Below are 17,385 nucleotides of genomic sequence, written 5' to 3' on the forward strand. Positions count from 1 at the left end.
CCTTCCCCCTTTCCCGATAGCCGCCAACCCGCCGTCGTAGCGGAGCGGGTCAAGGTGGAGCGCCGTTGACGCGCGAAGCGCTCGATGGCGACGACCTTGAGGCGCGCAGCGGAGACGGCCACAATCGAGCGGCGGGAAAGGAGGGAACCCCAGCAAGGGCGACTGGTGCACCTCCGAATAGAAGCAACATCTAATGTGTGTCGGGCGCCTGAGCCGATGGGGGTGTAAGCAACAGGCCGTAGCGCAGCATAACCCCTACACCTATCCCGCTCTACACCTGCCTGACCCTTCCCGGATCTTCCTACCCGGCTCTTCCTTCCCAATCCTGTCCCTGCCCTGCCCTGCCCTGTCCTACAAACCGAGTTCTTCGTGGAGGCGGGCAATCCGGAGCGCGTCCCTCTGCGCGTCTTCCAGGGAAGCCAGTGCTTCGTCCTGCTGCCGACCGCCCGCGCTCTCGGCAAGGATCTCGTTCGCGATCCGGTCGTAACGCTCGATGCGGCCCATGTCGTCCAAGAGGTGCTGAGCCTTGCACACCCTGGCGGCGTACCCCTGGAGCGCCGCGATCCGCCCCTCGGCTTCGGCACGGAGGCTGTTGACCGCCCCGACCGCCCTCTGGTGGGCCAGGTTCGCCTGCTTCTGGTCGCTTTGAGGCGTCCCCACACCGTTCAGTTCACGCTCGGCGCTCGAGGCCTTGTGCAGGTCCGCGGCGATCTGCCACTCGAGATCGCGCAGGACTACGGTATTGCGTGCGTTGTCCAGCAACTGGCCGCTGCGGTGCAGGGGCGACTCCAGAACGGTGTCCACGGCGCTCTGTACCCGGCGCAATAACGGCCGGTTCCGCCGGGTGAGCAGGCCCGCGGTGACGTAGTCCCGGCCGGCCGCCGCGGCCAGTAGCTGCTTCTGCTTCCGGTGCCGTTCCCGTTTCCCCTGGGGGGCCCGGTACCAGCGGACGGCGAGGATGCCGCACACGACCAACACGACGACGATCAGGGGCACGGCGTCCGGGAGGAGGACCATCAGGAACAGGACGACTGGTGCCGCCAGGAAACCGGCACAGGCGGAAGTGGACTTGAACTCCTCACGCGCTCGGAGTTCCTCGTGGGTGGGCGGAGGGGCTGGCTCCGGAAGTACGGCGCCTGGGCGGGTGGTCGGGCGGTCCGGCATGGCTGCTCCCTCGGGCGTTTCGGGTTCTACCGGTAGGTGGGGCGGTGTCGCCCGTGTGCCTCGGCGGCCGGTGAGGGGCGCGGCAGTTCTGTCGGTGTCGGGCCGAAGAGGAGCGCTCGGGTCTGGTGCGTGTGAATCCCCCGTCAGTCGTCGCCCTCGTCGGGGGAGGGATCCGGTTCCGCGGTGGGCGGAGGCGCAGGGCTGGGCGGTTCCAGTTGGACGACCTCGTTTCCACCGCAGGTGGTGAGCAGTAGCCCCAGAGCGGCGGTGGCGAGTGTGCGTGAACAGCTCATGAGCGGGCCCTCCTGTTCGTGTTCCAGGAGTGAACATTAGCGTGTGAATGACATTCACAGCAATAGTGTGTATATTGAATGATGCGACGCCGCAAGGGGTTGCTGGGGCGGGCGGCGGTCCGTGGAGACAGTCGCGGTCCGCCGTCCCGTCCCCGATCCGACCTCGGTGGCACCCGCTCCGCCCTCTCAACCATCAGACACCGGAGCGCACCATGTCCCACAACCACCACCCCTACGGCCAGCCCGCAACCGCTCCGGACATGTCCACCGGAGCCAAGATCGGTATCGGTTGCCTCGGCTGCTTCGGAGCGGCCGTTACCGGCCTGGTCATGCTGGCCGTCCTCGGCGCCCTGGTCTCGGACCCCGACCGTGATGGCGGCGCTACTGCCCAAGCATCCCCGGAGACCTCCGAGAGCCGAGAGGCCGGAACAGGTGAGAACACCGACGAGGGTGACGAGGGCGCCGAAATCGAGGAGGTCGAAGCGGTTGAGGAGGACCATCCGGGCCTAGGGGAGATGGTCGAGCACGGAGACTGGGAGATCACGGTGCACGCCATCGAACACGACGTGCCGGTCGCCGACCTCAGTTACTTCGCCGACGATGACCACGACGGGCAGTGGGTCACCGTCGAGATGGAGGTGACCAACCTCGGCAGCGGCCCGGAAAACTTCTCCGGCCGCGACCAGGTGCTCATGGACGACAGCGGTTCCATGTACCGCTACGACATCTGGGCCTCCGACCTGTTCGACAGAGACCTCAACCCCGGCACCGGATCGAGCGGAACCCTCGCCTACGACGTACCGAGCGATTTCCAGGCCGACCACATGATCGTCAGCGGCAGGAGCTCAGGGGCAACCGGTGCCCGCATCGACCTCGACTGACCGGTCTGTGCGCCAGCGACCGGAAGGCATTTCGTACCGCCGGGAAACCGCCTGCAGCCGGGTGTGCCACAGGATCGGTGAAGTGACCCGTCCTGTGCCGGGTCCGTTGACTCCTCCTCCGACAACGCGGATATTCGCTTCCCAACGCACCGGACGAAACCGGTGCGCCCCTCCACCCGCAGGAGAACGCAATGGGAAATGGGAACTCAGTCCGACGGGGCGTGGCAGTCCTCGCAGGTCCGCTGATGGCCGCTGCGCTCGTCTCGGTGCCGTCGGCGGCTGCCGCTGACGAACCCGAGGCCTCCGGCGGCACCGGGCCCTACGAGGCCGGGTACGTGACCGACGACCGCCTGCCCGACCACACGGTCTACCGGCCCCTGGAGCTGCCCGAGGACGAGGCACTCCCGGTCGTCGCGTGGGGTAACGGCGCCTGCCGGGCCGACGGCACGTGGTTCGAGAACATCCTCACCGAGTTCGCTTCGCACGGCTTCCTGGTCATCGCGAACGGTCAGCCGGACGGCTCCGGGAGCACCGACTCCGAGATGCTCACCGAAGCCTTGGACTGGTCGGAAACGGAGAACTCCCGCCTGTTCAGCGAGTACCGCGACCGCCTCGACACCGACCGGATGGCCGTCATGGGCCAGTCATGCGGTGGCCTGGAGACCTACGAGGTCGCCGACGACCCCCGCATCACCACCACGGTCATCTGGAACAGCGGCATGTTCAGCGACAGCGACCCCGACCGCCTCGAACACCTGCAGGCCCCCATCGCCTACTTCACCGGCGGCCCGAGCGACATCGCCTACGAGAACGCGCTCAACGACTGGCGGGACCTGCCCGAGGACCTCCCCGCGTTCATGGGCCACCTGGACGTCGGACACTACGGGACCTTCCCCGAGCCCGACGGCGGCGAGTACGGACGCGTCGGTACCGCCTGGCTCCAGTGGCACCTCAAGGACGACGAGGAGGCCGCCGAGCAGTTCATCGGTGCTGACTGTGGCCTGTGCGCCGACCCCGAGTGGGACGTCGACAGCAAGAACCTCTGACAGAGCCCTCACCGAAAACCATTCCCCCTCTCCATGCCCCGCATCCGAAGAGCCGGGGGCCGTGCCTGCGGCGCGGCCCCCGGTCGGTCAGGGTTCGTGGAACGCAGGCAGTTCCACCACCGGAGCGCTCGTGTACTCCACACCGGGCTCTGGTGGGACGGGTTCACCCGAGGCGGCATCGGTGCAGTGGGCGTCGAACATCTCCGCCTCGTCCAAGGGGGCCAGTGCGTGCGCCCCCACCTGCCAGCCGAGGACGCTCTTGACCGGTATGACGACCCCGTTGGCGAGCGTGTGGGAGGGCCGGTCGGTGAAGGTGCGCAGAATCAGCGCCGAGGGCGAGGTCGAGCTGAGGGCGTTGTACAGCCGTTCCACCACCTCCGGGTGTTCGACCTCGAAGTCCCAGCCCCGGACTTCGAGAGCGGTGGACATCGCGTACCGGGTGTGCAGGGTCAGGATGTGGCGTTCGCCGGGCAGGTCTCGGAAGAGGGCCCGGAGCAGGGCGTGGGCGTTCCTGGAGAGCATTTTTCCAGTATGGGAGGGGCAGGGCCGCCGGATCGGGTTGTCCACAGGCCCGTTTTCCGGGGGCGCAGTCCATCCCGAGAGGTCTTCCCGGGGCCGAGAGCCCTCCCTACCCCCGGGAGACCTCGGGCAGCCGACCTCCGGCCACCACCCCGACCAGCCCCAGAACCGCCAGGAAGACCAGCGTCCACTCCACTCCGAGGAGCGCCAGCAGTGAACTGATGCCTCCGACCACCAACAGGACCAACCCCATCGCCGAGTTCGAGACCGCCACGTAGGTGGTGCGCCGGTCGCCCTCGGCCATGTCGATCACGTAGGTCTTGCGCCCCACCCGGACCCCGGTGTGCGTCAACGTCAGCAAGAAGTAGCAGGCGATGAACACGGACGATCCCCACGCGGTCGTTCCGTTGAAACCGGGCAGGGACACGATCAGGACCAGCGCGAGGATGATGGCCGAGGCGAGCGCGGCCCCGAACGTCATGAGCCTCCGGCTCGACCAGTCGGCGAGCCGGCCCGCCAGGCGCCCGCCCACCAGGGCGGCGACCCCGGAAGCGATGACGTACCCGCCCAGCCCGGACAGCCCGGTGGTGCCCGACTGGGTGGCGAGGGTGACCACGAACGGCGGGCTCAGCGCCGACACCAGCAGCAGGCCGCGCACCGTGACGAAGTGCCGGAAGGAACGGTCCTCGGCCAGCAGCCGGTAGGTCTGGACGAACCAGTCGTGCCACCGCACGGGTGCGTCGCCGGAGGCCCGCCCCGACCCTGCGGGCGCGCCCGCCGAGGCCGCCTCGTCGGCCGGTTCCCGCACCCGGGCGTAGACCCAGGCCACACCCACCCACAGGGCGGCGCCGCCGGCCAGCACCCAGGCGAGCCGACCGGCGTCCAGGTCCTCTCCGCCGAGCACACGGATCCCCACCCCCAGGGTGATGGCCACGAGCCCGGCCGCGGCGGTGGCCAGCCCGATGATCTGGCCGCGCTCCCCGCTGGGCACGGTACGGCCCTGGACGTCCTTGGAGGAGACCGAGCACAGGCACCGGCCCAGGGAGAACACGGCCAGGGCCAGCAGGATGACCAGCCCGGCGGCGAGCCCCTGCGCGAGCGCGGCGGTCGCCGCCATCACCGCCACCGACAGGGCCTGGATCAGGGAACCGGAGACGAACACCCATTTGCGGTAGCGGGCCCGCAGGATCAGCGGCGTCAACAGCGCCTGCGGCAGCATCGAACCGGCCTCGCGGACGGGCACGAGCAGCCCCACCAGCGCCGCGGGCACGCCCAGGGCGTGGAACAGCCAGGGCAGCACCGTCGAGGCATTGACCGCCTGGTCGCCGGAGGACTGCAGGGCGTTGGCCGATACCAGGCGCAGGCCGTTTCCTGCGACGTCGGCGCGCACGGTTTCAGGTAGGTCGGCCTCGGTCTGCCGGTCGCGTCTGACCAGAGCTGAGTAGATTTTCTCGGTCGCGGTCATGTCCTCACGCTAGAGAGGTGGGCCGCAGTGTATGTGCGGCGCCACACCGGCGCGCGGGCAACGGTTCGCATGCGGTCTTCGGAAGGTCACCGCTCCAGGAGCTCGGCGGTGCCGGACCCTGGAAGGGCTACTGTCACCTGGGTGCCCCACGGGTCGCGCAGAAGCACTGACCGGCCGGTGTCGGCGTGCTCCAGGCGGTTCTCCTTCAGGCGGGCGACCAGGGCGTCCAGGTCCTGGCGGGACGGCACGGTGAGCGCCACGTCGCCCAGCCCCAGACTCGAGGCACGCGGACCCGCCCCGGCGCTGTTCCACGTGTTCATCGCGACGTGGTGGTGGTAGCCGCCCGCGGAGGCGAACAGCGCGCCCGGGTAGGTGTCGACCGTGGTCGTGAACCCGAGTGCGTCGACGTAGAAGGCTCTGGCGGTGGCGATGTCGCCGACCTGCAGGTGGACGTGGCCGACCTTGCCTGCCCGGCGCGGCGCGTCGGAGACGACGGCCTCCTCGAGGTGGGTGCGCAGGTATTCGTTCGGATCCAGGTGGTGCGTGGCCATCTGGAGCCGGCCGTCGACGTACTGCCAGTCCGAGCGGTCACGGTCGGTGTAGAGCTCGATGCCGTTGCCTTCGGGATCGGTGAAGTAGAAGGCCTCGCTGACCAGGTGGTCGGAGGAGCCGACGAAGCGGCTGCGCTGGTCCTGTGCCGCGTGGTAGACGGTCGCGGCGAGCGAGGCGGCGTCGTCGAAGAGGAACGCGGTGTGGAACAGCCCCGCCTGGCGCGGGTCGACCGCGGGCAGCCCTGGGGTGGCGACCAACCGGACCATCGGGGTCGTTCCGCGGCCGAGGACGCGGCGCACCTCGCCCCCGTCCGAACGCTCCTCGATGGGCTCGAGGGCGAGGGCGTTCGTGTAGTACGAGGTCATCGTCTCCAGGTCGCCCACGTGCAGGGATACGGCGTCCATGCCCGTGGCGTCGTTGAGCACGCGGTCGCTCACGGGCGGGCTCTGCGGGGTCTGCGAGGTGTCGGGCATGGTGGGCTCCCTGGGGTCGGGCCGAGGCCGCGGGGCGCGCAGCCTCTCAAAGTAGTCATCCAGTAAAAGGTTGAGAGTTCAAGTTATATTCCCTGTCGGAAGTGACCCGTGCCATGCGCCCCTGGCTGCAGCCGACCCCGCCCCGCGGCGCCACGTGTCACAGGTGTGTGGTTGTCTCATCCCATGGGCGTTGAGATCGAGCGGTTCCTGCGGCTGGTGAGCGCGCTGCCGGAATGCGTTGACCAGGAGTCAGAGCGGTACACGACGTTCCGGGTCCGCGGCAGGCCGTTCGGCTACTTGTGGCCGCGCACCGCCACCGTGGGGCTGAAGCAGACCCTGATCGAACAGGCCGCGCTGGTGGCCGAGCGGCCCGAGGTGTTCGAGGTGCAGTTCACCGCGGGCGGCTTCGGCTGGGTGGTAGTCCACCTCGACGGAATCGACCTGGACGAACTCAGCGAACTCACCCTGGAAGCCTGGTACCTGACGGCCCCGGAGGACCTGCTCACCGCCCCGCCCACACCCGCGTCCCTGGTCGATGCCTGACGTCCACGGAAACGCCCCCACTTTGCGAGCACCTTGGCATAACGGATCGTCGCGGAAAGGATCGGAGAGTAGGATAACTCCGGTCCCTGGAGCCGCTTCAGTACCCCTGCTGACATTTTCTGGCCGAAGCCGGACGCATTCCTGAGGGGGAACTGATCAATCCTTATACTCCTTTTTCATGGTGCGGTGATCGCACCATTGACCATGATTCCCTTGGATCAGGTCGCCCTCAAGAACGCGCCCTCAAGGGTGCAGAGAGGAATACGCGTGGAGAGAACGAGTTCTCTGTCCCGTATCGCCAGGACGGTCGCCGTGGGCGTCGCGACCCTCGCTGGTGTCGCCGTGCTGGCGCTCCCGGCCCAGGCCTCCGAGCTGAGCACTCCGAACGCCAACTCGGACGGTGTCTCCGTGCTGGCCGGACCCGGGGTCCACGGCGGCTTCGCCCTCTGATCCGGGCGAAGCCCTGAACGGCGGGCCGCGGAGTCCGCCCCCAGCGCGATCCGCGGCCCGCCATGGCGTTGGGAGCGGACTCGGGCCGCCCCCAACACGTGTGTTCCGGCGGAATCTAGCGCTGGTCGTTCTGCTCGGTCACCAGCTTCTCGCCGTCGTCCTTGGTGATGGTGAAGGCGTCGACAGTCTCGCCTGCGGCGGTGGTGGCCTCGTATTCCAGCGTGGATCCGTCCACCGAGACCGTCTGGTAGGTCTGGGTGTCGGTCACCTGGACCCGGGCCTCGGCGCCGTTGTCGGTCCAGTTCTCGTCGGTGGCTTCGTACATCTTGGGGCCGGCCACCGAGACCACGTAGACGGGGCCGGTGTGGGCGTCGGGGTTCTCAGTGCGGTTCTCGACCAGGTTGCCGCGGCTGTAGGAGTGGTCGTGGCCCTGCAGCACCAGGTCGACGTCGTAGTCCTCAAGGGTGTCCAGCCAGGCGTCGCGCAGCGGCTCGTTGTCGCGTCCGGGGCTGTTGGAGAAGAGGGGGTGGTGGAAGGTGACCACGGTCCACTCGTGGGGGTTGTCCTCCAGGGTCTGGGCGAGCCAGTCCTGCTGGAGCTCTAGCCAGGCGTCGATGTCGTCGATGTCGGCGTCACGGTAGTTGGAGCTGAGGCTGATGTAGCGCACACCCTGGTAGTCCGTGGAGTACACGGTCTCGTTCAGGTCCGTGCCCTCCTCTGGGCCGTTGCCCGCGCTCGGGAACTGCAGGGGCCAGTGCCCGCTGAGGGCGTTGTCGGCGTACTCGTGGTTGCCCGCCGCGGCCACGTGGTTGATGCCGCCGGTGGCCTCCGGGCCGAAGGCGTCGTACCACTCGCCCCATTCGGAGTCGTCGTTGGCGTGATCGATGAGATCGCCGGCGTGTACGGCCAGCTCCGCGCCGGGCTCGGCCTCCAAAGCGGCCTGGACGACGGGGGTTGCGTGCTCGGTGATGTCGTTCTGGATGTCGCCGAAGTAGAGGAAGTCGTAGGGCGCGGCTTCGGTGTCGGCGGTGGTGAAGGTCTGCCAGGGGCTCGGCTCGCCCTCGCCGGGAACGATCCGGTACCCGTACTCGGTGTCGGCCTCCAGATCAGTGAGGGTGACCCGGTAGTAGTGGTGGTCCGCGGCCTCCCCGGTGGACTCGGCCGGGATCTGCTCGACCTCGTCCGTGCCACCCGCCGGGGAGATCTCCAGCTGGGCGTCCTCGTCAGCGTCGGCGGAACGCCACGTTACGTGTTGGGACGCGGCGGGGTCGTCGGTGGGGGAGAGCAGGATGCGCTCGGGTCCGGACTCCGCCAGCGCGGGAGAGGGCAGGGTCAGGGCGGGGGCCGCGGCGAGAGCGCCGAGGGCCAGGAAGGTGAGGCTGCGGTGTGCCGTGGAACGGGCGGTGACCGACATGGCCGATCTGCTTTCCGTGTGGGGTTCGGGGCACGGCGAACCTAACCAAGGCGGGACAACGCGCTGTGAATGCACCATAGCCGGGGGTGTGCGGCTGGTGAACGTGGGAGTAAGCGGGGCAGGACCCTGGGAACGCGCTGGGGTGCGTACCTGGGGCGGACCTGGGGCGAGGACCTACGGGGCGAGGTCAGGAATCGAGCTCCGCGTGGATCCTGGAGACCTTGCGTGCTTCCCTCTGGGCGGCGGCCAGGGAGTCCGTGACCTCGGGAGGGAGATGGGCGCTGTCGGCGGGTAGGTCGACCGCGATCGGACGGTGCTCAGCCGCGCGGTTCCACTGGTCCAGCAGGCCCTGGGCGTGCTCGACCCGCTCCGCGTAGGCGTGGAGCGCGGCGGCCTGTTCCTCAGCCCGGCCCCTGATCCGCTGGAAGGCCTCCGCCGCCCGCTCGTACGCCCCCCGGTCCAGGTCGCCCCCGGTGTGGGGGAGGGCTGTCTGAGCGAGGTCCCGTTCCGCCGCCGAAACGCGGTACAGGTCGCAGGCGATCCGCCACTCGAGTCCGCAGAGCAGTGACGTGTTCCGCGCGGCCTTCATCAGGTGGCCGGAGCGGTGCAACGGGGTTCCGAGGATGGTGTCGACCGCGTGCTGGGCGCGGCGCAGTGTGGGGCGGTCCCGGGAGGCGAGCATGTTCACCGTGATGTAGTCCCGACCGCAGGAATCCCGGAGGATCTCCATGTGTCTCCGGTGCTTCTGCTCCCTGGAATCCAGGGTGAGGTAGTAGGTGAACACCGTCGCGAAAACGATGATGGCAGCTGGAACCACCGCCGCCGAGATCGTGGGGCCGACCAGGAGACTGACGAAAAGGAAGAATATTCCCGCAGCCGCGAAGCAACCCGCGGAGGGCCTGGGCCTCTCTCGCGGCCCCAGGCCCTCAGTACTGGGCTGGACCTGCGGTCTCGGAACAACGAACCCTGGTCGTGCAGTCTCGCGGTCGGGCATGGGACCCCTTCGGGTATTTCTTCCCAGCTCGGCTGGAGCGGCAGCTTTCGCTAAACTACTCCCGGGCAATTGGCGGCATGCATCTGAAGTGGACATTATTCCGGACTGCCGCGCCCAGCGAATAAAGTGCGAGTTTTATTCTCGCAATTGATAGTTTTGCTGGTTTTTGATCAGGATTTCTTGACCGCTCTTCGGTCGCGTTCGACCCGCGGGCAGAACCGAACTGGGACGGGACGCACGTCCGGCCCGGTGACCTGGGTGGACCGCCTACTCCGCACCCTCGTACCCCTGGTTCTCGGTGCGGAGCTTGGTGCGCGTGTAGCCCCCGTGGAGGGCGTAGAACAGGTGGAACCGGCAGACCACGAACCCGTCCACGTTGGACGCGCCGCAGTGCAGCTCCACATCGCCCGTCACACGAGCGACCACGGCGTCGCACTCGTCGCTTCCCAACTCATCCCGGGGTATCGCCCGGCACTCCGAGCGATCCGGAGCCGGTCCGTGGATGAGGTCCTCGACCTCTTGATGGGTCATCTCGCTCCTGGTCGGGGGCGCGACGGTGGGACTTCCGGCCGCGGGGCGGGAGAACGCTGTCGGATACCCCCAGCCTAGAAAGTGCCGACCTTCGATGTGCGCGGTTTGCGGAATCCCGGCGGTGGCAATGCCGTCTTTCGCGGCCGACGTCCCTGTGCATACAGCAGGGACGCCGGGTACGGGCGAAGGTCAGGCGGGTTTGCGGAGTTGGGTGATGCAGTCACGGTACTTGTCGACGGTGTACTGGTCCTCGGAACCCCACGACGTGCGCTGGTTCACCACCTGGAGGCCCTCTGCGCCGGCCCAGCGGGCGAAGGCCTCGGGAGAGACGGCGGAGCGGTTGCCGTCGTCGCGCCAGCGGCGCTGGCTCAGCCACCGTTGGGCGACCTTGCCGGCCCGGCCGGTGCGCCGGGTGAGCGGGGAGAGCCGCAGCGTCCAGTCCGGCTTGCCCGCGTGGTGGATGACCGCGGTGGCGCCGGGAGCCATGACCCGGCTCATCTCGCTGAGGTAGCCGTTGATGACGTCCGGGTCCAAGTGCACGAAGACGTCGAAGGACCAGACGAACTCGATCGAGGAATCCTGGACCGGGTCCATCGAGTATCCGTGGGTGTGGTGGATGTTGAGCTCCTGCCGGTCGGCGAAGCGCTCGCGGCACCGGTCGAGGCAGCTCTCGTTGACGTCCACGATCCAGACCTTGGGGGAGTGCTCCAGGAGGTGCTCGGTCCAGCGGCCGTGGCCCGGGCCGATCTCGAGGGTGTCGCCCCGGGCGGCCCAGGGAGCCAGCAGTGTGTCGATGAGGGACCCCTTCCACTCCGGGTAGGGCTGACGGCAGTGTGCGGCCATGAAGGCCCATTCGTCACCGCTCTGCTCCCAGGAGTGCGTTTTCCCCCAGGTCTTCCGGTTCCACTCGACAGTGGGCATTTCTCTGCTTCCTCCTGAATAAAGGCGTTTTCCGGAGTCGGTCCGGGATAGCGAAGGGCCAGGTGAAATCCTATCCCGACACGAGGGTGTCGACTCAGCAGGAAGTCGAATCCAGTCCGCCGGTCTTGGTGGGTGCCCGATATGCGCCGGTACCTGAAGGAATATGCCCCGCATGGGTCATCAAATTCGAGTGGACGGGTCAAAAGTCGGTGCACGACCGGTGCGGAGAAGTATGGACAGCGGCTCGGGCATAGACGGAGCGACCGGGGAGAGTGGCCGTCGGGTGCCCGTATCCCTATCCGTCGTCAACTACTATTCGCAATTCAACTCAATTTCGCTGCGCTCTTGGAGGATTCAGGGCCACACCCAGGATAGCCCGTGTACTTGGTTCGGAATGATGTGGTCATGCTCGAAAATCTGGTACAGATAACTTCCCTCTTCCAGCTCTTCCAGGTGACGGTTGTCGTTCGCGTTCGGTTCGACATGGCCGAGGATATCCCGCCGCGACTGGAACCACCAGGCGCGGACCGGCTTGAAGGAGCTGTGAAAGTTCAGGTGGAACTCAATCCGCTTGGTTGCGTGGGATTGGGGGCGCCAGTTGATGACTGGTCGACATTGAGCGTCACTGTCGATGTTCAGGACCGTTCCGAAGGCATAGGGTCCATGGTGCGGCTGCAGACCCCGAAAGATGCGCAGGTCCGCGATCAGCTCACCGCTGGCGGTTTCCGTGCGTGAGGCAACGCTGCATCCGTAGAGGCTGTCGATTCTGATCGTTCCGGGCCGGCTTCCGTTGACGTACCAGTGCGCCACGGTGAGTTCCCGGGTAGAATATTCCGACGAAGCCCGCACCCACCTGTGTGTTTCCTGTTTCTGTAGGACCCCACTCTCGGAGAAGTAGAGGATGTTCGAGATGGCTTCAATCTCGAGATCGCTCTGCGCTGGTTTCCGGTCGGTGGAGAAGTCGTTATGAGGTGCGCTAGAGGGCTCTCGGTGGTCGATCAAGTTCCGGGCGATCCACTCGATGGCCTGATTCTCACGGCGCTCCAGCGTCCGCAAATTGCCGACCCGCAGGTTTCGGACCTCTGGGTCGCTGGATTCCCATAGGTCCTGGTTGTACTGCCTTCGGCGATCCACGAGAGTGCGCTGCTGGTAGCGGGGGTCCAGGTTCAGCGCGACCAGAATTGCATCCCGGTGCTTCGGGTCACTGATTGACTGGACCTGGTTGGTCATCTCCGCGATCAGACTCTCGTGCGAAGGTTGTCTACCCCGTGGGGCGAGCTTGGTGCGAAGAGCCTGTACAAGTAGGGCGTATTCGAAGATCCGGTCCGTCGTGCACCCGATCCCCCGGCGAAGTTCCCGGAGTGCGTGAACGTGCTCTTCCTGTGCATCCCGGGTGCTGCTGTACATCTGCTGAACCCTCCGGATCCCTTGGGTGTACAAGGTTGCGCTTGCCCTACCCAAAATGGACGTATTCAGTTAGAGAAACAGAGCGTAGCCTGGTGCCGAGTTCACAGCAAGAGAGAATGCAGAGAACACCGTATCGCTACATTGTCGTCACTCGACGTGTGCAATTCGGGTCGAATCACGCTTTCGGTCGCAGCCACCCATGGAAGGCGTGCCGAAGGACGAAGGATCATCGGAGGTCGGTGCCGTGAACGCCACCATCATCCTGGTCGTCGCAACCGCCATCACGTTCTTCCTGGTCGGAACGGTGATCGTCGCCATCTTCGCGATGGCTGCCCTGTCCTACAACCAGAACCGCATGCAGCGGAAGCTGCGCCACTGGCAGGACGAAGTGGTCCGCCTCAACCGCGCACCCCAGGACGGGCAGGACCAGAGGTCCCGCTCGTTCGAGCCGGCTGACTGATTCCGAACAGGGGCGGATGTGTGCGTTCGCGGGGGCGCGCACATCCGCCCTTCCTGGGCCGGTCCGCCCTACCGGGGGTCCGGTTCGGGGTCGTGGGAGGGCTCGTGCTGCTGGCCGCCGCGGCTGACCACCAGGCTCGCGACGGTGACCACGACCAGGATGCCCAGGACGACACCCAGGGACACCAGCTCGGGCGGGGAGCTCACCGGAAGGTCGGTGGTGTACTCCATGGCGTGCAGGATCAGGGTCACCCCGATGTACGACAGGATCAGCGCCAGGCCCTTGTTCAGGTACACCAGGCGGTCGAGCAGGCCGCCGATGAGGAAGTACAGCTGGCGCAGGCCCATCAGGGCGAAGGCGTTGGCGGTGAAGACCAGGTACGGCTCCTGGGTGATGCCGAAGATCGCCGGGATGGAGTCCAGGGCGAAGACGATGTCGGCCATGCCGATGGCGATGACCACCAGCAGCATCGGGGTGATGTAGCGCTTGCCCTCCAACCGGACGGTCATCCGGGCGCCGTGGTAGCGCTCGGTGGTGGGCAGCACACGCCGCACCCTGCGCACCAGCGCGTTCTCCTTGTACTCGGCGTGGCCGACATCGTGGTCGGAGGAGACCAACAGCTTGATCGCGGTGATGAGCAGGATCGCGCCGAACAGGTAGAACACGCCGACATAGGCCTCGACCGCCGCCGCGCCCGCCACGATGAACAGGGCGCGGAAGAAAAGTGCCAGGCCGATCCCGATGAGCAGGACCCTCTGCTGGTGTTCGGGCGGTACCTGGAACGAGCCGATGATCAGGATCAGCACGAACAGGTTGTCGATACTCAGCGAGTACTCGACGACCCAACCGGTGTAGAACGCGATGCTGTGTTCGGCCCCCGCGGTGAAGGCCAGGGCGGCGCCGAAAGCCACGGCCAGCACCGCGTAGAAGCTGACCCACAGTGCAGCCTCACGGGTCGAGGGCTTGCGTGGATTGCGTGCCACGATCACGAAGTCGACGCAGATGAGGGTGACGATCACGACGACGGTCGTGATCCACAGCCACAGAGGGACGTTCACGGGGCTGTACTCCTTGTGTGGGTGCTTGGTTGGGGGACCTGGGGGCCCCGGGGTTCGCTCGGGTGGTGGGGGTGGGGAGTGAGCGGGGAAGGCGAGGACCGCACGACTCTGGTGCGACGACTGCTCCCCCCACGGAACCCTCTCCCGTAACGCCTAGCAACTCGGTGTCCCACCACGCCACCCGTGTGCCACAAGTGGCCACCGGTATCACTGTGGTCCCCGCCACTGACCGGTTTCGCCAGTTCGCGGGCTGCGAGACCGAAAACTCGCCGGTTTCGCGTTTTGTCCCCAACGGGATTCTGGGTACGAATCCTGTGGATGGAGATCGCAGCCCCATACGGAAAGGCCCTGCCAATCCCGCGCCCGCGTCCCGCGCCCGATGACGGTCCGCCTCCCCGGTGGCTTCCGCCACCAGGACCTCGGCGTCCGGGACGTGCGGCCCTGAGAACCGCGTGCCCCTGATCCGGATACCGGTGCCGTAACGGTCGAACGGCCGCGTCGGATCCCCTCGTCCGACGCGGTCGGTCGTGTGCTGTGGCGGTGCCCAGGCCGATACGGCGGTACGGGGCGGGCTCAGCCATGCCCGGGGCCGGTGCCCAGGACGGCCAGGATATCGCCGTCGCCGCGGTCGGTGAGGTGACGCTGGACCTGCGTGCGAGAGGACTGGGACGTCAGGCCGACCGCATCGGCCAAGGCGGCGAGCGGATCGGGCGTGGGGTCGGCGATCCCGGCCAAACGCAGGGCACGGCCCAAGACCCCGTCCGTGGTCGGCACGGCGGGGGACAGGACCCGGCAGCGCACCTCGCCCTCGGTGATGGTGAGGAAGGCGAGGTCGCCCTGTGCGGCGTTCTCACGTAGGAGCAGGGCACGGATCGAACTCATGAGCGGCTGGTTCTTCCAGGTCACGGTGGTCTCGCGCCCGTCGATCCGCACGGGCATCCGCACGCCCGGGTACATGCCCACGCTTGCGGCGAAACCGCTGGGGACGGGGAACCCCGACCCGCGCAGGTGTTCGGCGTTCAGGTCCAAGCGCAGCCACCAGGCGCCCTCGCTGTCGCGGAAGCACCGGCGGGTCCGCTCCACCCCGCGACGGGGGCGGTACGATGTGTTGGTGGCTGGATCCGGACCGTCGAGGATCGCGACCCAGCCGGGGCGGGGCCGGTCGAACTCGCTGCCCGCCGCCAGGGAGCGCACCGAACCCTCGGTCACGTCGAACCGGCCGGAGATGAGCTCGGCGAGTTCGTTGACGCGCATCTCACCGCCGACCCGCTCGAGTTCGCGGCGCATCGTCGCCTCGACGCCCAAGTACTCCTCGCCGCCCCAAGAACGCAGCCCGAACACGCGGCGGTCCCGCCGCATGAGGCGGGCGTCGTTGTGGATCCGGTCGCGGAAACCGGCCTCGTTGAAGTCACCGCCGATGTGCGAGACCAGTTCGTCGACGTGCAGAGGTCGTTCCAAGGCGGACAGGACCGCGTATGCCTTGTCGGGGAGGCTGCGCCCCCAGTGGACGAGGCTGTCCGCCACGACGTGGGCGTGCGGCTGGGACTCCAGCCAGGCACGGGCGTGCCGGGGGGCGACCCCGCATTCGCGGGCCAGTTCCAGGGCCTCGGAGAGAGGGAGGGCGGTCTTGGACTCCAACAGGTCCGTCAACCGCTCGGCGAGGTCGTGGACGTCCCCGGTCAGCAGCCAGTCCCCGTTCACGCGGTGCTCGGGGAGCAGAGCGAGGACGATCTGACCGAGGGGGACACCGAGGGACGGCACGGCAACGGAGTGTTCGGGGTGCGAGGACCAGAAGGTCTCCACCGGTGCGGCGGCGCCGAGTCCCTCGGCGACGGCGGCGACGTGGCCCCCCAGCCGCGCACCGGAGGGTGACTCGGACCAGGCGTGCAGGTCCTGTACGACCTGGCGGTGGATCTGGCGGATCCGCTCCCGGGTCACCCCGAAGTCCGCGCCGATCGCGTCCAGGGTGTCGGGGGAATTGGTGAAGACTCGGCGGGAGGAGACGGCCCGGCGCCGCTCGCCGAGGCCGGCGAACCAGGCGTCGACTGAGGAGAGGAGAAGGTCGCGACCGGATCGACCGTCGCCCGCCACCGAGTACTCCCGGTGCTCGGGGCTTCCCGGTCCTAGGTCTGTGGCCGGAGGGGACGGCGCGGGAGGTTCGTGCGGATGCTCCTGGGGGATCTGGCCCAGGGCGGTGCGGAAGGCGTCCCGGATCCGTCCCAGGGCGCGGCCGTCGCCGAGGTCGTCGGTGAGTGACCCCAGCGGGGCCGCCAGGAAACGGTGCCCCGCCGAACACTCCTCCCCGCCCTCGGGCCCCGACACGTACAGGGCGGGCATGACCTCGCCGAGCGCCTGCCCCGACCAGCGCGCGAGCGCGAGGTCGGCCAGCCCGGAGGCGATGTGGTCGGCGCCGACCCGGCCCAGGACGAGGGGCAGGCGCAGCTTGCGCCACCACTCGTCCGGCAGTAGCGGGTGGGCGAGTGCTCCGGCGGCCAGGTCGTCACAGGTCCGGTCGAGGGCGGGTACGAGTTCGGTGAGCCGGAAGTCGACAGGCCGGGGCACGGAGGGCCTCCCACGTTGTGGAACGGGATCGGTTCCCACGTTAGAGGTGGTCGCTGACAGTTCGCCTTCGTTTTTCGGTTCAGGTTCGGTTGCGGCGGACACCGGTGTGGTCGAGGTGGCGTATGTACTCCCGGATCCGGTCCCGGTCTTCGGGGAACGCGCCGTCCCAGGGGGCCGCAAGCGGAAACCACGCGGTCGGCTGTCCGGACTCGCCGGACAGGGGGAGTGAGCGGTCGACGATCGTTGTGTAGGCCAGTCCCAGGGTGGGATCCCAGTCCGCGCGGTAGGAGCGCACACATGCCACGGACGGTATGGTCGACGGCTCCGCGCGCAGGCCGGTCTCCTCGTGGAACTCCCGGGCGGCCGCCTCGCGCGGACTCTCCCCGGGGTCGACGGAGCCGCCGGGACAGACCCAGCCGCGCCAGCGGTGCCGGACCAGCAGCACGTGTTCGAGGTCGCGGTCCAACGCCCAGACCTCCGCTGAGACCGGGTTGAGGGTGCCCTCGAGAGCCTTGATCAGCCACGTGTGCGCGTCGTCGAACTCTCTCCGCGCCTGGCCCGTGGCGGCCAGTACCGCGTCGGCGGAGCGCTGTGCCAGGGGGTCGCGTCGCATACGCGGCACCCTATCCCGCCGGGTGACACCGTGCTCCGG

The 17,385-nt window shown here is 67.8% G+C and carries 18 protein-coding genes; 5 read left to right on the forward strand and 13 right to left on the reverse strand.

The features are described from left to right. Nucleotides 1-351 precede the first annotated feature (351 nt). Nucleotides 352-1,164 (reverse strand): hypothetical protein, encoded by an 813-nt coding sequence (locus tag ACYVD1_RS20175; RefSeq protein WP_460775063.1) that lies wholly within the window; start codon nt 1,162-1,164, stop codon nt 352-354. Nucleotides 1,165-1,307: 143 nt separating this feature from the next. Continuing rightward, nucleotides 1,308-1,457 (reverse strand): hypothetical protein, encoded by a 150-nt coding sequence (locus ACYVD1_RS20180; RefSeq protein WP_460775068.1) that lies wholly within the window; start codon nt 1,455-1,457, stop codon nt 1,308-1,310. A 212-nt stretch (nt 1,458-1,669) separates the two neighbouring features. Between ACYVD1_RS20180 and ACYVD1_RS20185 the strand changes: the two genes are divergently transcribed. Both ACYVD1_RS20185 and ACYVD1_RS20190 read left to right on the forward strand, forming a co-directional pair. Next, nucleotides 1,670-2,338 carry a DUF4352 domain-containing protein gene (locus tag ACYVD1_RS20185; RefSeq protein ID WP_460775072.1) on the forward strand — a complete coding sequence of 223 codons (669 nt, stop codon included), beginning with the start codon at nt 1,670-1,672 and terminating at the stop codon, nt 2,336-2,338. Between the two features lie 191 nt (nt 2,339-2,529). Beyond that, nucleotides 2,530-3,384 carry a poly(ethylene terephthalate) hydrolase family protein gene (locus ACYVD1_RS20190; RefSeq protein ID WP_460775074.1) on the forward strand — a complete coding sequence of 285 codons (855 nt, stop codon included), beginning with the start codon at nt 2,530-2,532 and terminating at the stop codon, nt 3,382-3,384. An 87-nt stretch (nt 3,385-3,471) separates the two neighbouring features. Here ACYVD1_RS20190 and ACYVD1_RS20195 read toward each other — a convergent pair whose 3' ends face one another. The 3 genes from ACYVD1_RS20195 to ACYVD1_RS20205 form a co-directional block, all read right to left on the reverse strand. After that, complete coding sequence (locus ACYVD1_RS20195; RefSeq protein ID WP_460775078.1) at nt 3,472-3,906, reverse strand: hypothetical protein; 435 nt, start codon at nt 3,904-3,906, stop codon at nt 3,472-3,474. Nucleotides 3,907-4,012: 106 nt separating this feature from the next. Further along, nucleotides 4,013-5,368, reverse strand: a complete 1,356-nt coding sequence (locus tag ACYVD1_RS20200) for an MFS transporter (protein ID WP_460775082.1) — start codon at nt 5,366-5,368, stop codon at nt 4,013-4,015. Between the two features lie 86 nt (nt 5,369-5,454). After that, entirely contained in the window at nt 5,455-6,393 is a 939-nt protein-coding gene (locus ACYVD1_RS20205; RefSeq protein WP_460775085.1) for a VOC family protein, read from the reverse strand. Between the two features lie 183 nt (nt 6,394-6,576). Between ACYVD1_RS20205 and ACYVD1_RS20210 the strand changes: the two genes are divergently transcribed. Both ACYVD1_RS20210 and ACYVD1_RS20215 read left to right on the forward strand, forming a co-directional pair. Further along, nucleotides 6,577-6,936 (forward strand): MmcQ/YjbR family DNA-binding protein, encoded by a 360-nt coding sequence (locus ACYVD1_RS20210; protein WP_460775087.1) that lies wholly within the window; start codon nt 6,577-6,579, stop codon nt 6,934-6,936. 267 nt (nt 6,937-7,203) lie between these two features. Beyond that, complete coding sequence (locus tag ACYVD1_RS20215; RefSeq protein ID WP_460775089.1) at nt 7,204-7,386, forward strand: hypothetical protein; 183 nt, start codon at nt 7,204-7,206, stop codon at nt 7,384-7,386. A gap of 115 nt (nt 7,387-7,501) precedes the next feature. Here ACYVD1_RS20215 and ACYVD1_RS20220 read toward each other — a convergent pair whose 3' ends face one another. From ACYVD1_RS20220 to ACYVD1_RS20240, 5 genes are all read right to left on the reverse strand, one after another. Further along, the gene (locus ACYVD1_RS20220) at nt 7,502-8,800 is read right to left on the reverse strand and encodes a purple acid phosphatase family protein (RefSeq protein WP_460775094.1); all 1,299 of its coding nucleotides are present in this window, start codon (nt 8,798-8,800) and stop codon (nt 7,502-7,504) included. A gap of 187 nt (nt 8,801-8,987) precedes the next feature. Then, a complete protein-coding gene (locus ACYVD1_RS20225) occupies nt 8,988-9,617 on the reverse strand; it encodes a hypothetical protein (RefSeq protein WP_460775096.1) in 630 nt (209 codons plus the stop codon). 444 nt (nt 9,618-10,061) lie between these two features. Then, nucleotides 10,062-10,325 carry a hypothetical protein gene (locus ACYVD1_RS20230; RefSeq protein ID WP_460775099.1) on the reverse strand — a complete coding sequence of 88 codons (264 nt, stop codon included), beginning with the start codon at nt 10,323-10,325 and terminating at the stop codon, nt 10,062-10,064. A 189-nt stretch (nt 10,326-10,514) separates the two neighbouring features. Beyond that, the gene (locus ACYVD1_RS20235) at nt 10,515-11,246 is read right to left on the reverse strand and encodes a class I SAM-dependent methyltransferase (RefSeq protein ID WP_460775102.1); all 732 of its coding nucleotides are present in this window, start codon (nt 11,244-11,246) and stop codon (nt 10,515-10,517) included. Nucleotides 11,247-11,600: 354 nt separating this feature from the next. Further along, nucleotides 11,601-12,476: a hypothetical protein gene (locus ACYVD1_RS20240; RefSeq protein WP_460775105.1), complete on the reverse strand. Its 876-nt coding sequence runs from the start codon at nt 12,474-12,476 to the stop codon at nt 11,601-11,603. A 385-nt stretch (nt 12,477-12,861) separates the two neighbouring features. On the opposite strand from ACYVD1_RS20240, the gene ACYVD1_RS20245 reads away from it, so the two are divergent. Further along, a complete protein-coding gene (locus ACYVD1_RS20245) occupies nt 12,862-13,113 on the forward strand; it encodes a hypothetical protein (RefSeq protein WP_460775108.1) in 252 nt (83 codons plus the stop codon). Between the two features lie 68 nt (nt 13,114-13,181). Here the strand turns inward: ACYVD1_RS20245 and ACYVD1_RS20250 are convergent, their stop codons facing one another. The 3 genes from ACYVD1_RS20250 to ACYVD1_RS20260 all read right to left on the reverse strand — a co-directional run bounded on the left by ACYVD1_RS20250 (nt 13,182) and on the right by ACYVD1_RS20260 (nt 17,346). Beyond that, entirely contained in the window at nt 13,182-14,171 is a 990-nt protein-coding gene (locus ACYVD1_RS20250; RefSeq protein WP_460775112.1) for a TerC/Alx family metal homeostasis membrane protein, read from the reverse strand. A gap of 573 nt (nt 14,172-14,744) precedes the next feature. After that, nucleotides 14,745-16,733 (reverse strand): sigma factor-like helix-turn-helix DNA-binding protein, encoded by a 1,989-nt coding sequence (locus tag ACYVD1_RS20255; protein ID WP_460775115.1) that lies wholly within the window; start codon nt 16,731-16,733, stop codon nt 14,745-14,747. A gap of 79 nt (nt 16,734-16,812) precedes the next feature. After that, a complete protein-coding gene (locus ACYVD1_RS20260; RefSeq protein WP_460775119.1) occupies nt 16,813-17,346 on the reverse strand; it encodes an NUDIX hydrolase in 534 nt (177 codons plus the stop codon). Between the last annotated feature and the right edge of the window lie 39 nt (nt 17,347-17,385).

The sequence above is a fragment of the Nocardiopsis nanhaiensis genome, assembly GCF_054778635.1.

What these genes read in the sequence shown, in the direction of transcription:
- ACYVD1_RS20230 (WP_460775099.1), bottom strand. Translation starts at nt 10,325, where the DNA reads ATGACCCATCAAGAGGTCGAGGACCTCATCCACGGACCGGCTCCGGAT.
- ACYVD1_RS20210 (WP_460775087.1), top strand. Translation starts at nt 6,577, where the DNA reads ATGGGCGTTGAGATCGAGCGGTTCCTGCGGCTGGTGAGCGCGCTGCCG.
- ACYVD1_RS20205 (WP_460775085.1), bottom strand. Translation starts at nt 6,393, where the DNA reads ATGCCCGACACCTCGCAGACCCCGCAGAGCCCGCCCGTGAGCGACCGC.
- ACYVD1_RS20180 (WP_460775068.1), bottom strand. Translation starts at nt 1,457, where the DNA reads ATGAGCTGTTCACGCACACTCGCCACCGCCGCTCTGGGGCTACTGCTC.
- ACYVD1_RS20220 (WP_460775094.1), bottom strand. Translation starts at nt 8,800, where the DNA reads ATGTCGGTCACCGCCCGTTCCACGGCACACCGCAGCCTCACCTTCCTG.
- ACYVD1_RS20175 (WP_460775063.1), bottom strand. Translation starts at nt 1,164, where the DNA reads ATGCCGGACCGCCCGACCACCCGCCCAGGCGCCGTACTTCCGGAGCCA.
- ACYVD1_RS20240 (WP_460775105.1), bottom strand. Translation starts at nt 12,476, where the DNA reads ATGACCAACCAGGTCCAGTCAATCAGTGACCCGAAGCACCGGGATGCA.
- ACYVD1_RS20185 (WP_460775072.1), top strand. Translation starts at nt 1,670, where the DNA reads ATGTCCCACAACCACCACCCCTACGGCCAGCCCGCAACCGCTCCGGAC.
- ACYVD1_RS20195 (WP_460775078.1), bottom strand. Translation starts at nt 3,906, where the DNA reads ATGCTCTCCAGGAACGCCCACGCCCTGCTCCGGGCCCTCTTCCGAGAC.
- ACYVD1_RS20200 (WP_460775082.1), bottom strand. Translation starts at nt 5,368, where the DNA reads ATGACCGCGACCGAGAAAATCTACTCAGCTCTGGTCAGACGCGACCGG.
- ACYVD1_RS20235 (WP_460775102.1), bottom strand. Translation starts at nt 11,246, where the DNA reads ATGCCCACTGTCGAGTGGAACCGGAAGACCTGGGGGAAAACGCACTCC.
- ACYVD1_RS20260 (WP_460775119.1), bottom strand. Translation starts at nt 17,346, where the DNA reads ATGCGACGCGACCCCCTGGCACAGCGCTCCGCCGACGCGGTACTGGCC.
- ACYVD1_RS20190 (WP_460775074.1), top strand. Translation starts at nt 2,530, where the DNA reads ATGGGAAATGGGAACTCAGTCCGACGGGGCGTGGCAGTCCTCGCAGGT.